Annotated in this window: 9 protein-coding genes and 1 riboswitch; of the genes, 4 read left to right on the forward strand and 5 right to left on the reverse strand. The window is 42.9% G+C overall.

Annotation, left to right across the window (positions count from 1 at the left end):
* The 3 genes from VMW39_03490 to VMW39_03500 form a co-directional block, all read left to right on the forward strand.
* A partial coding sequence (locus VMW39_03490; protein HUW23074.1) for a hypothetical protein occupies positions 1 to 2,146 on the forward strand: 2,146 nt, incomplete at its 5' end.
* A gap of 153 nt (positions 2,147 to 2,299) precedes the next feature.
* Positions 2,300 to 2,394, forward strand: a riboswitch (cyclic di-GMP riboswitch).
* Positions 2,395 to 2,486: 92 nt separating this feature from the next.
* On the forward strand, positions 2,487 to 2,861 hold the full coding sequence (locus VMW39_03495) for a response regulator (GenBank protein ID HUW23075.1): 375 nt from the start codon (positions 2,487 to 2,489) through the stop codon (positions 2,859 to 2,861).
* 190 nt (positions 2,862 to 3,051) lie between these two features.
* Positions 3,052 to 4,569 carry a tetratricopeptide repeat protein gene (locus VMW39_03500; protein ID HUW23076.1) on the forward strand — a complete coding sequence of 506 codons (1,518 nt, stop codon included), beginning with the start codon at positions 3,052 to 3,054 and terminating at the stop codon, positions 4,567 to 4,569.
* 437 nt (positions 4,570 to 5,006) lie between these two features.
* On the opposite strand, the gene VMW39_03505 is transcribed toward VMW39_03500, so the two are convergent.
* A complete protein-coding gene (locus VMW39_03505; protein ID HUW23077.1) occupies positions 5,007 to 5,885 on the reverse strand; it encodes a nucleotidyl transferase AbiEii/AbiGii toxin family protein in 879 nt (292 codons plus the stop codon).
* Positions 5,882 to 6,724: a type IV toxin-antitoxin system AbiEi family antitoxin domain-containing protein gene (locus VMW39_03510; GenBank protein ID HUW23078.1), complete on the reverse strand. Its 843-nt coding sequence runs from the start codon at positions 6,722 to 6,724 to the stop codon at positions 5,882 to 5,884. The genes VMW39_03505 and VMW39_03510 overlap by 4 nt, the downstream gene beginning before the upstream one ends.
* Positions 6,725 to 7,483: 759 nt before the next feature.
* Between VMW39_03510 and VMW39_03515 the strand changes: the two genes are divergently transcribed.
* Complete coding sequence (locus tag VMW39_03515; GenBank protein ID HUW23079.1) at positions 7,484 to 7,750, forward strand: hypothetical protein; 267 nt, start codon at positions 7,484 to 7,486, stop codon at positions 7,748 to 7,750.
* Between the two features lie 26 nt (positions 7,751 to 7,776).
* Here the strand turns inward: VMW39_03515 and VMW39_03520 are convergent, their stop codons facing one another.
* From VMW39_03520 to VMW39_03530, 3 genes are all read right to left on the reverse strand, one after another.
* The gene (locus VMW39_03520; GenBank protein ID HUW23080.1) at positions 7,777 to 11,094 is read right to left on the reverse strand and encodes an efflux RND transporter permease subunit; all 3,318 of its coding nucleotides are present in this window, start codon (positions 11,092 to 11,094) and stop codon (positions 7,777 to 7,779) included.
* Between the two features lie 97 nt (positions 11,095 to 11,191).
* Positions 11,192 to 12,157, reverse strand: a complete 966-nt coding sequence (locus VMW39_03525) for a hypothetical protein (GenBank protein ID HUW23081.1) — start codon at positions 12,155 to 12,157, stop codon at positions 11,192 to 11,194.
* Positions 12,158 to 12,224: 67 nt separating this feature from the next.
* Entirely contained in the window at positions 12,225 to 13,889 is a 1,665-nt protein-coding gene (locus tag VMW39_03530; GenBank protein ID HUW23082.1) for an AAA family ATPase, read from the reverse strand.
* Positions 13,890 to 13,901: the final 12 nt, after the last annotated feature.

Genomic DNA, 13,901 nt, shown 5'->3' on the forward strand with positions numbered 1-13,901 from the left:
AATTCCCATGAGGTATAGAGCCATTGGATTGAAAGAGATGACTGAGTCGGTGAGGGATTTGGTTAAGGAATTTTATAGCCAGGTCTATATTGCCAGGGAATATTTAGTGAAAGTGGCATTTGTCAGGTTGCCTGAGGTTTTGGGCCTGGGAGTTATGCGCAAGATTGAGAAGCGTGTGGCGCAGATAGCAAGGGAGAGGGAGCGGATAAGGTTGAGCTGGACTGCTTTTCCAGCTCTGAAGCGAGAAGTGCCGGAGGAAAAGGTTGCGGAGATAATGGGACTTGTGGAGGAATTGAATGAAAGGGAAGAAATGGCGCGGTTATCTGGGAACCAGAGTGCTTACCAGGAGAATACGGAGATTAATCCATTAGAATGGACACCTGTTGTCCGGGAGATGAAAGAAAGGGTGAGAGAAATTGAAGAATTGGTCCAAGAGGTGAGGGGAAATTATGAGACGGTAAAAGTGATGGGAGAAGAGACAGTAAGGGCTATGGTGGCAGGGGAGATAAATCCGGAGGAGACTCTGTTTGTTGTTTCCTCTTTCGGGCGGGCGTATGAATATGTGAAGGCGAAGTTGACTGAATTTTACAGGAGCCGGGGAATCCCTATCGGGGAGATAGAATCTAAAGTGAGCGAGCACTTTATAAGAATAGGAAGAAGCGGGAAGTCTTCATTTGAAGAAGCAGAAAAAATGGAATCCCTGAGGAGATTCAATGGCGCTGAAGGATTACTGATTCTATTGGCATTAAGAGGTGTGAATATTGAGAGTTTCCTGAAAGGTATTGAACAAGGTATGGCGATGTGCAGGGATAAAGATGTTAATAACAACCCGGGCGCTCAATTGCTAATCTTGCAGGAAGCTATGAAGAAGGCAGGACGGAACCGGGTATTTCTGGTATTGCCTGAGGAACTGAAAGGATTCGCTAAGGCCTGGCGAGTGATGATTTCATTTACTGGAAGAGAAGGTAAGGGAATTATTCCAATATTGGAAGAGGAGTTGGCCAGTCCTGAAAGCTATGGAAAGAATACGGGAAAGAATACGGCATTCATTGCGATTAGGTTGAACGGCACTCTGAAGAGTGCCCGACCAGTTTTTGGTGGGTCGCCCTTCAGGGTGACGGGAAAATTAAAGAAAGCAGGCCATCCTGTAGCTGAGATTGCTTTGGGAAGTGAGGAAGATATTGGCGCGCTATTCTATGTTGCAGAATTTGCTAGTGTCGCCAGTTATCTTATGGGAATCAGTCGCTCCAGGAAGTCGGGTAGCCTACGGGCAACCTTCAAGTCGGAAAGGGGGTTATCGCCGGCTAAAACCGCCGACTCGGGGATAGCAACGGCTCAGCCATTATCGAAGCCCGGAGTTGAGCCAGAGGAGGGCAAGGGTATGGGCACGAACTTATTCGTGGTTCACGTTGAGAATCTCTTGAAGGTAAAGTCGGTCACAGAGGCCACTCCGCCTATGATGGAAATGGAGCTTGAGGTTACGCCAGGGAGTATGCCAGTACTTGGAGTTATGAAGAGGATAATTGATGCAGAGAAAAAGGGGAATCTTAAAAAGGCCGGGTTTGTCTTTGTTTCCAGCACAAGACATGTAAGGAAGGAAGTCATAAAGCAGATGTTAACGAACTTTATGATTGGAGCCGGTCTATCGCGGGAGGTTGTAGTCAGGGCAATAGATAGTAACTTGATAATTGACGAGCGAGAACTGAGAGGAGCGGGAGGAATAATACGTATATCAGGAACTCCTAAGATAAGCACGAGGGCAGTACTCTCCATTATCAACAAGAGGCTCGAGGGTAGACCAGATGTGGAGGCGACTGGGATCAGGATTATTACCGATAAGAAGAATAACTGGAGAGATGATGTTGCAAAAGAGATGATGGTGGAGCTTCTCTGGATGGTGCCGGAGTCAGCGAGAGAGGGAAAAGGATTATCTACAGAAGAGGGAGTGGCTGTAGCAATAGAGGGTAAGGTTCCTGAGTGGCTGAGAAGGTTAATATATGCGAGATATAGTCCAGAGGAAACAAAAAGGCTACTGGATCAAATAGAGAGGGAACGGACGATTATTCTGCGGGCAGCGCCAGTAGTGGATGAGGAGCGTCTTGAGGAATTTAAGGCTCAAAAGTGGATATATGAAATTCAGGCATAATTTGTAGCTGCAGAGCGATAGCTCTGCATTGTAGGGGCGACACTCCGTGGTCGCCCGAGGGACGGCACAGAGTCCGTCCCCTACATAGAAAGCCCAAAGGAAGGGACGGCACAGAGTCCGTTCCCTACAACAGATTCTTGATAACGTTTAAATATTCCGAAAGGGCAAACCCTGAGCAATCGGGGGGCGCAAAGCCTCGGGGTTACATCGATAGACAACATTGCAGTTGAACCGGCCGGGCTGCCGATAACGAGTATGGGGAACCCGTTATGAGGGGGGGATCCGGCATTTTTTATATAAAATTCCCCATAAAAATCTATATTTTTGAAGGGGGGTTATCATGAAACTGCGAAAAATTTTAATTATTGATGATGAATTCCCAGTGGGGTATCTGATCAAGATTAATTTGGAAGCGGAAGGGTATGAGGCAATTCTTGCCTTAAGCGGCGAAGAGGCTTTGGAGAAGGCCAGGACAAGTGCTCCAGACCTTATTACCTTAGATGTGCTTATGCCTGAGATGGATGGCTTTGAAGTGCTGGAAGCTCTCAAGAGAGATGAGGCACTAAATTCAATTCCAGTGATGATGATATCGGTAATTAATGGAATTCGCAAAAAGAGAGGAATCCAGATGGGAGCGGTTGACTACTTATTTAAACCGATCGATTTTGATAATCTGTTAAATAAGATAAGAAGTCTGGAAAAGGACAACGGTTGAAACCGTGCCTATCCCGATGAATCGGGACGGCTACAATTTTTTCTCACCAACATTCCCCCAAATTAACCCACTTAAAAAACGCTTGCCAAAAATTAACAAAAATGTAACAATTTTGTAACACCAGTGTAACATTATTGTAGTAAAATATATAATGGATTGTGGTGGTTAATTTTATGCCAAGGAGTTAAGTATGTTCAGGCGAAGTCGATTTCACGTTCATGAGTTAAGCTATAAGATACTATTCCTGGTCTTCTTTCTTTTGTTGGCCTTGAGTTATATTCCCTCGGAAATTTTACCTGCCGAGACGATGTCTTCTGAAGAATATTTTAAGCAGGGCCTGGCAGATTATGAAGCAGGAAATTACAAATCGGCAATGGAAAATTTCTCAGAGGCTCTATTTTTGGACTCCAATAATAAACAAACTAAGTATTATCTGGAAAAAGCGGGGAGGAAATTTCTGGAGGAAGTGGAGGCCAGAAGGGAATCTGAGAGGAAAGAGATTCTGAAGAGAGCCAAGGCCGTAATTGCTGAACGGAAGAAGAAAATAAAAGAGAGTTATGATAAGGGAATAAGACATTACAAACGCAGTGAGTTTTTGAAGGCCGGTGAGGCATTTAATGCAGCGTTGGAAATCGAACCAGAACATAAAGAGGCAAAGAAGTATCTTGAACTGATTGGAAAGCGGCTGGAAGAGATTGTGAATAAAGGAGAATTTGAAACTGTTGCTGAGTTGTATTATGCACAGGGGACAGTCTTCTATATTAAAGGTGAGTGGGGGAAGGCGATTTCTCAATGGGAGAATACGCTTAAGATTGACCCATCAAACAAAGAGATTTCCGAATTTATCAAAATTGCCAAGAAGCGAAGGCAAGAAGAAGAATCATTTGAGAAAGCGGAGGTTCTGTATCGCGATGGCTTGGCTCAGTATAATAAAGGGAAGATTAATGAAGCAATTAAACAGCTGGGAGAAGTCATAAAATTTAATCCCCAACATAGGAAAGCTCGAGAGCTCCTTGACAAAGCCAAAGAAAAGGTAACTGCGATAAAGAAGGAGGAAAGAGCGATGAGGCTTCGGGAAACTGTAGACAAGCGCTATTTTCGGGGGATAGATTATTATGCTGAAGGGCAGTTTAACAAGGCGATTGAAGAATGGAGGGAAGTGCTCAAGATAGACCCTACGCATAGTGGGGCAAAGGAGTATTTAAAGAAAGCGAGAGATAAAATTGCCCGTGCAAACTCTCAAGGCAAGGGAGGGAAAGGCACGGCAAGAAATCCTGAAGAAGAGAAGATAGAGGTCTATTACAGACAGGGGATAAACTACTATTTGGCAGGAGGATTCAAAGAAGCCATCAGGCAGTGGGAAGAAGTATTAAAGATGGAACCTTCACACAAAGGTGCCAAAGGATATATTGCCAAAGCCAAAGAGAGATTGAAGATATCCGGGGAAGGGGTGGGATATTCTGACTATCAGGAAGAAATTGAAGAATATGTAAAGGAACTGGAAAAGACCGGCACTACGGACGAAGAGAAAGAAGAGTTAATTGCCATGCATTACCAGGATGGATTGGTGGCTTACGCTCATGGAGACCTTTCTCAGGCGATGAAAGAGTGGCAGATAGTTCTGAAACTGGATCCTGAACACAAAAAAGCTCGTCGCGCTATCATCAAGCTGCAAGCGGAAATGGAACGGCGCAGAGGCAAAAAGTAATAAAAGACCTTAAGGATTTTTGAGGCTTTCCCGAATTTGTAGCAAGATTTTGACATTTTGGCGACGATAAGTGGTCAAAAAATTTTATTTTGACCTAAAATCCCGTTTAGGTACTTACTAATTCAGAGTTACCGGCTCTAGGAATGTGTTTATCTTTGTTGCCTCAAAAGGCCACCATATATGGAAAATATTTACTAAATAGAAACTTAACTAAGGCCCGAAAGTATCTTCATCTGTATTGCCAACCATCAATAGCTATTTGCTCTCTTTTAGCATAGGCTTCTTCAAGAGAATTGGTATAGTCAAAGACACTATGAATTTAAAAAGTCACCAGCTCTCCAGGTCGAGCCGGCCCAACAAAGCAATTTCCCTACCAAACCCACCCAGCCGCATCTCTGTTAAATATCTTCATCTTTTTGCCTTCGGTAAAAGTAAAATCAGTACTTGCCAGATTTGAATAAATTAAAAAGGCTCTGCTTAAGATTGTCTATAACAGGATTAAATGATGGTAAATCAGGAACCAGTGGGCCTAACCATTGCTCCCAAGTCCGCTCAACGTAATCTAATAAAATTTTATTGAAAAATTCTTCAGGTCCCTTAAACTCAACTTTCCGAACCCTGCATTTTTCTAAAAAGAGACTTGGTAAAATTTCCATCCTTACCTGGTCAGGGTGATGATTCAATATTTTCCAAAGATCATAATAATCCCTTGCTCGTGATCGACTCCAGCCACGATCTTCCAGTTTTTGAAGGTGTTGTAACAAAGCCCGCAGTTTCTCAGCTATAATCTCTTCAAGCGAATATACAAATACTTCCTGAGAAATTTCTTCTCCATAACCATGAATTATCTTTTTCATTATAGGTTCGGTCTTTATTGGTTCATCCACAGTAATCTCAATCATCACCTTTGCCAGAAATTCATGATGCCAGGGAAATTTACCTCTTATATTAAAGGCTTCTTGAGCAGTGGGATGGGGTTCCTTCTCTGTGTATCTGTCTGCCCTTAATTCAAGAGGAGAAAATTCTTGAGCCAGGTCAGTAGCTAACCCACAAGTTTTCTGAATTTCTTTTTCAAGCTTGTCTCCCCTTGGGATACTTTCCTTAGCAGTAAAATCAAGGTCCTCCGAAAATCTGTATTCGCCAAAGTAGCATTTCTTTAAGGCTGTTCCGCCTTTGAAGATAAGATCGTTACGCAATTTCTCATTGACTCCAATACCTGCTAAAACCCAAGATAAAATATAATCGCGCTCGATTATCTCCCATGGTAGTCCTGTATTCTTCCTTGCTTCTTCAAGTCTTTTTCTTAATGGTTTCATCTGATTGTCCTTCCGGGAAGATTTTCCTGAATCATCCATCTCTTGTTGCAATGTCCCTTTCTGGGTCCTGTAGGGTCAAGAATCCGGTATCCCTTAATAGGAACATCTTCAAGCCTTTGTAATATCGAATTTTCTGCATTCAGCTTTTCAAATATCCAACCCAATCTCTTCACCACAGCAGCATCGAGTCGTAAAGAATAGTCAACCATCTTATTCAAATCAAGCTCAGAAAAATGGGATTCAAATGCAGAATAGACTTCCGCCCAATCACCAAAGTGCTTGGGAGCAATAAGTCCATCTATGAGAGTTCTTTCAGGGTCGGTTATGGTCACCTTAGCTTCTCCAACCCAATAATCCTTAACGCCGAAAAATCTTTCAGGCTTTACCCTAACAAACTCATACAAGACACCGTTTATCTCTCTGCTGAAACTTCTCCGATTCTTATCTCGGTCCTTGGCTGACCTTGATCCAACGATTGCCTGAGTAGTTGTAACATATACTCTTTGTGGTACCTGTTCTGTCATCCCATGAAAATGCATGGCAGACCAGTGACTTATCGCAGCTGGATGAACCAGGGCCATGGCAATCTCAAATTCATGGATGGGGGTCATACCCGGAAAAGATGAGGAGATAACATATAGGCCCCTCTTAAGACGGACTACCCAGCCAGTATTTGAAAGATGGTGCAAGGATTCAAGCACATAACTATCTGCTATTCCACAAAAAGATGCAACCTTTCGTGCATCTTGTGTGGTAAATATGCGCTTTCCGTCCTCAGATAACTTTCTCACCATTTCCACACCTAACCGAGTATGCTTTTGATTATTTCTTGCATTCATTGGACACTCTCCAATTAATTCAATAAAGTATCTAATACCTGGTTATTAGATATTATAATAAAAAAATTGGAGAATGTCAAATGGTTTTTATAAAATTTCTAACAACCTCTGATTAACTGGATCAAATCTGCGAATCAAGATTCCCAGCCTTTTTGCCTCTTCAATTTAACCTTGCATCCCTACACTAATATTTTCCGATGTAATCCATAGCTCATCATATCCAGAGATTTTTCTGAGATTTTTCTTGACAATATTATTTGAATTATGATAAACTGCAAAAAGTTTTGATATAGGAATTGGCAAAAGTAGTTTGCTACAATGACTATGCTGTCATTGCGGGCATAATACTTAAATAGTGTTGCTATTTTTGGAATAACAGTACCATTTTAAGTAGTTAATTTTGTGTTTTTGAGTAAGCCCGCGATGCCTTCTATAATCGGCCTTGAGCCGTGAATAAAAGCTTTCTATAGCATTAGTTGTTGCTGGGATATTTGGCTCTTCCAGATAATGGAACATATCAGGCAATACATTGCTAATGAGCGTCCTTTTATTAAACGGTTTTAATAATCGAGTAAAAAACAGCGTTTTTCTTCAATAATAACATATAGTTACTGTTTTTAATAGCAACACTATTTAAGTATTATGCCCATTGCGAGGAGCGGAAGCGACGAAGCAATCTCGAGATTGCTTCGCTTCTTTCAGTCGCTCGCAATGACATTGATAGGCACGGTTTTAACCGTGCAAAAGGAGGTGAGTTGAGTGGCAGAAAAGTATAAAACATTGGGACTTTTGCGGAAGACTTTTAAAGTTTTGGCTTTTGTAGTCGGCGGGCTGGGTATTATCTTCTTCGTTATCATCCTTATTGCTGGAGGCACGCCCGAGACACCAAGGGCAACCAGTCTTCTCGCACTGGTATTGGGTGTTATCTATTTTCTCCTTCTTTACACTGTTTCTGAAGTATTACTCTTATTTTCAGATATTGAAGAGAATACGCGAAAGACAAGAGAACTCTTAGAACGGAAGTAGTCTTAGTGCTCGCCTGCCAGAGATTCTCAAGCGCCATGGGTAAGTCTGATTACTCTCTTTACGTCTTCAAATATCATATAAAAGGCAGGCACAATAAATAGAGTCAGGATTGTAGAAGCGGCCAGTCCCCCGATGACAGTAATTGCTAAGGGAGACCAAAGGCTGGAACTCTCGCTTCTATCCAACGCCATGGGAAGTAAGCCGAGGATGGTGGTGAGGGAGGTCATAAGAATTGGTCTTAATCTGTCTCCGCCTGCTTTAAGTATAGCCTTTAAAGACTCTCTCCTGAGAATTTCCCCTCCATTCAAATTGGTTCCATCAAGAACAACTTCTTCTTTTCTTCTAAGATGATTTATGCGGTCGACTAAAATAATTGCGTTATTGACCGCTATCCCGCCGAGCATAATTAGTCCAATGAAAACACCCATAGTGACCGGTTTATGCGTTATAAATAGGGCTAAGACGGCCCCGATGACTGCCATGGGAACGGTTACCATAATGATAAGTGGCTGAGAGTAAGATTCAAATAGAGAAGCAAGGACTATAAACACTAAAATCACCATTACACAGAGAGCGAACTTAAATTCCTTCTCGTTCTGGACCATCTCCTGGTAGTCTCCGGCGAACTCATAGTAGTAATCCTTGGGTGGTTTTATATTGGCTAAACTCTTCTTAATCCTGTCTACAGCAGTTCCCAGGGCTAACCTTCCCCTGTGGGCACTGACCTGAATCATGCGGCTTTTGTCCTTTCGCCAGATTTCACTTGGCGAGAGGGCGAAATTGAAATCTACTATCTGTTCCAGGTAAATCTGGGTTCCTGTGGGAGTGTCCAGAGTGAGTTTTCTTAAGTCCTCAAAATTCCTTCTGTGTCTCTCATCCAGCCGGGCGATGGTCTCTACCTGACGGGCTTTGTCGTGGAAATAGGTAGCCCTTAGACCTCTCATCTGGGCATGAGTTATTTCGGCTATGTCCCTCACGCTTAAGCCAAAGTAGGCAGCCCTCTGTTTATCCACATTAAATCTCATTTCCGGCCTTCCCGGTTTATATCTTAACTTTACGTCTGCCAGCCCGGCTACAGTTCCCATCCTCTTTGCCAGGGAGATGGCTAAGTCCCTTAAAACGTTATAGTCGTAACCGTAAATATCAAGGAAGACCTCACTTGCCGATTGGGGCTCTGAGAAATAGATAAAAGTATCGTAGATTTCACCTATCTTCTTTACATGGGGACGCAAGGTATCTATGACTTCCTGCACCGTGCGCACCCTTTCTGAGCGAGGCACAAGTGTAATATAGACTTTGGAGGACCAGCCTTCAACTCTTGCTGTAACAGTTTTAGTTACCCCCTTAATTTCAGGGATAGTGGTGAGCATGCTTTCTACTTCGGAGACCACCTGGTCGGAAATTTCAAGCTTAGCTCCCGAAGGAAGTTCTACAAAGATGGTGAACTCGCTCTGTTCAGTAGTCCCCATATAATCCTTTTCTAAGAAGTTCCTGTAGATTATGAGTGAAAGGAGAAAGAGAACGACTAGACCCGCAATAGCAATATACCGCTTGCGCAGGGTAAAGGCGAGAGTCTTCCTGTAAAGATTATGTAACTTTGGAAACTTCAAAGCAAGTTTTCTCTTTCGGCTTTGGGGAGACGGAAGCTTCTCTTCGGGCCTGGGTTCTTGTTTATTTTCTCCGTAAACCCCGTTAGAAAATTCGGATGGAGCTTTAGATTCTATCGTCTCTTCTCCATAATTTTCCCTGTCATCCCTCTTCCGTAAGAGACCGAAGAACTTAAGGAGCCCGCCCTTCTGGACGGCACCTTTTCTCACGGGGTGAAGAGGAATTCTGGAAGAGAGAAGAGGAACCAGAGTGAGGGCAACAAATAGAGAAGCTACCAGAGAGAATGTTACGGTTAAAGCTAATCCGCTGTAGAGTATCTCCACCTGCTTGTTGATGAAAACAATGGGCAGGAACACAACTAATGTAGTGATAGTTCCTGCTACAATTGGTAGGATAACTTCCCTGCTGGCTTTAATGGAAACCTGCTTTTGGCTCGGCTGGGATTCAATTCCTTTTTGAATTGATTGGTCATTTTCCTTTGCCAGTTTTGTTTTATGCTTAAAAATATTCTCCAATACCACAATCGAATTATCCAGGAGCATGCCGATTCCCAGGGCAAGTCCGCTAAGAGTCATCACATTTAGAGTTATCTTCCGAAAGTACATTAAACTGAAGGCGAGCATTACTGAGATGGGAATTACTGCAACAATGACAAAGATATGTTTTATATCTTTAAGGAAAAGGAATAGGATTGCTCCGGCTAAGAAGGCGCCAAAAAGAAGAGAAGTCCAGACAGTTTTTATCGATTGTTTTATGAACACTGCCTGGTCGGATACAGTAACAATGTTTACTTCTCTGGGCAGGTTAAGTTTAATCTTTTCCAACTCTTTCTTAATTGCTTTGCTTACCCGTACGGTATTGGCTGTCGACTCTTTATGAATATAGAGTGCTGTTACCGGACGGGTGTTCAATCGGGCATAAGCTTCCGGCTCAAGGTAGGAATCTTTTACATCAGCGATATCTTCTAAGCGAATTATGGAACCCCCGGGAGTTACCATTATTCCCAACTTCTTTATCTCTTTTACATTTTTAAATTCTCCCATAGTTCTAACTAAATACCTGTATTTTCTCTTATCTATACTTCCTGTCAGCAGGTTGATATTACTGAGATTTAGAGTTGCTATGACTTTTTTTATTGGCAAGTTGTAAGCTTGCAGGCGAGCCTGGTCAATTTCCACCAGAATCTTACGCTCTCTGCCGCCTCGCACCTCTACATTTGCTACACCGTTGATTCTACTGAGCTGCTCCTTCATTCTTTCTTCTGCTATTTTGCGGAGCATCTCCGGGGTGTGGCCAGTTCCTGTGAGAGCCAGAATCATAATCGGGAAATCTGCTTCATCGTAGCGCTCAATTACTGGTTTCTCAATCTCTTCAGGCAATTTGTTCCTTATTTGTCCAATCTTTTCACGGACTTCCAAGGCAGCAAACTTCATATTAGTGCCCGGTTCAAAAGTGAGCATCACGGTTGAGGATTCTTTCTTGGAAGTGGATATAATGTGGTTTAAGTGTTTGACAGGACTCACTGCCTCTTCCACGGGTCTGGTGACCAGAGATTCTATGTCTTCAGGGGGCATTCCACCGCGCACGTTTATCTTGACGGTTACAATTCCGTAGCTTGCATTTGGCATAAGCTCAACTGATAGACGGGTTAACGAGATACCCCCTATTATGATGAGCCCCACAAATACCATCAATATAGCTATTGGTCTTTTTACAGCAAATTCCGACAGTCCCATTGCCTTTCTCCATAATAGGAGTAGCCCCGATTCATCGGGACGTCTTGTTGGAGTAGCAGAGCTTGCTCTGCGTTAATCAATCGCGAAACAAGTTTCGCTACTCCACAGTTAAAGTTTTTCCGGTGTTGGTATCTAAGATTTCGATTTCTCCAAAATCTCTGAAATTGTATCTTCGGAGCATCCTCCTTACAGTTTCCAGAGAAATGGGTAAGATATCTTCCTTGTTAAACTTCTTCTGTCGTCTTTTCTTCAGGTTCGCCAGTCCATTCCGCACTCCTCTCCAAACAAGGGAAAAGGCGTCGGCAGGCGGAGGGCCGGTCCATTCTGGTAAAGGATTACTCATCTCTCCTTTTTTAATGATGTCTAAAGTAAATTTTAAAATACCTCTTTCTAAATTTGGAACTTTGGGACTGAACTCGCCGTTCACAGCTACCACTTTAAAGTTTCCCTTCAAATGTTTATCTTCCTTAAATTTATCCTCTATTCTCCGGGAAATCTGTTTGGCTAAGAAGTCTGGCAAATGAACTTCTTCGATTGAGAATTCCTCGCTTTCAGGTTGCCCTTTCTTATCCTTAGATACTAAATCCGAAAGAAGAACCAAAGGGTCAACTCTCGTTTCGAAAAGCATCCTCTTCATATACTCCCCTCGAGAAATATCCCCTACCATAAATTTCTTAATGTCCTCCACGTATCTGGTAAGAACTAATTCAAAACCAGAAATCTTAGAATCACTTGCCACTAAGGTTATGAATTCTAAATCTGCATTCGTAGAAAGAGCAACTCTCGATAGAACGTGTAGGACATTACCCAGTTTTTCGAATGATTCCTCTGAGGGCTGCAAGGAACTGTCCAATAAGTTATCCACGGGCATATGGACTCCCAGGGTCTTGCCCATTGTCTTCACTTTTACTTCGGTATTATACTCATCCCTGCACAGCTTTATAATGGAATCGGAAACTTTTGTCTTGGGATAAGTTGGTTTGCATCCAGAACTCATAAACATAAGAAGTATTAGAAATAGAACAAAGTTCATAATTGTTATTTTTCGAATTATTCCCTTCATAGTTCCATCCAAAATTGTAGGGGACGGACTCTGTGCCGTCCCTCCTTCGCACAGATTGAATCTGTGCCTACAATGGCTTTGTACAATCCCTATTCATCGGGACTGTTACAGTCGCTTCCTGTTTTCCCTTCTGGTTGTTTTTTCCGTACTCAGCAAAGATGGCTTCAATTTCATCATATTCCAACTCTTCTTTTTCCAGGAGTTCGGAAACGAAGCGCTCCATTATTGTCCATTCTTTTTTCAGGAGATTCTCTACTTCCTGGTGACATTTATGGAGTATCTCCTGAGTTTCCTGGTTCAGCTTCTGTTTAAGCTCATTGGAAATCTGTGACTCGGGAATGATAGAGTAATCTCCTAAATAGTCGTTACTTCCCATACCAAATTTCCAGACCATTGCGTGGGCATGAGCCATTGCTTTCTTGAAGTCGTCAGCCACTCCTGTTGTGGTAGTGCCGAACTTTAAGTTCTCAGCAACATATCCGCCCAGGCAAACCTTTATATTTGCCAGCGCCTGCTCCTTGTTGGTAGTAAATAGTTCCTCTCGTGGCTGGTGGAGCACAGCTCCCAATGCTCCTCCCCGGGAAGCAATGGAAGCTTTAAACACATCATCTGTGGGATGGAGAATGTATAGGACTATCAGGTGCCCGGTCTCGTGGTATGCTGTCATTTTTCTCTCCCTTTCGCTCAGTTTTCTCTTGTGTTTAATGCCCATATCGATTCTATCCATTGCTTGCGACAGGTCTTCCCACTCCACGTTCTCCTTCGATTCCCGGGTAGCTATTAAAGCTGCCTCCTTGACTATGTTCTCAATATCTGCTGCGCTCTTATACACTGTGTTTCTCGCTAAACGAGAAATATCGATAGAAGGGTCGTGTTTGACTTTTCTTAAATAGTGGTGAAAGAGTTCCTCCCTCCCTTCCAGGCCAGGCCTGTCGATGTATATCTTTCGGTCGAACCTGCCCGGTCTAAGTAATGCCTTATCTAAGATGCTTTCAGGAGCATTTGTTGCTCCAATGGTAATCACATTTTCCTCCCTCTCTTTCAAACCATCCATTTCCACCAGGAGCTGATTTTGAGTGGTATTAGTCTCTCCTCCTCCTCCCATGAAGCTGTACGTTCTACCCCGGCCAATAGCGTCAATTTCATCAATAAAGATTATACAGGCTCCATAGCCATAAGCGAGTTGCCTGGCCTTTTTGAATAGTTTGCGTACTCTGGAAGCTCCCATTCCCACAAATATTTCCACAAATTCACTTGCTGCCATAGAGAGAAAGGGTATACCCGACTCTTTAGCTATGGCCTTAGCCAAGAGAGTCTTTCCGCACCCCGGAGGACCGATCATCAACAGCCCCCTTACTATTTTGCCTCCGATTTTTTTAATGCGTGTCCTGTCCTTGATGAGTTCCACAACTTCCAACGCCTCTTTTTTCGCTTCGTCTATACCTTTTACATCATCAAATGTAACATTCACATTTTCGCTCTTGATAGGGGTTTTCTTCAACTTGAGGAGCGTGCCTGTTTGCATGCTGATAATAACATAGGCAAAGATCAAAGCGTGAATTGCGCCCATCAGTAGAGTGAGAGGTAACTGGGCGAGAGTCATATGCAGATAGTACGACTCTAATGAGAGTAGTCCTATTATGGCTAAAGAAACCAGGGTTACAACGCCAAAAATTATGAGTACCTTTACCCAGTGGTTCATCCAGAACATTTTCACCTTTCTATTCCACATTCTTAGCCTCCT

The organism is bacterium (assembly GCA_035530055.1).
Lineage (GTDB): Bacteria > UBA6262 > WVXT01 > WVXT01 > WVXT01 > WVXT01.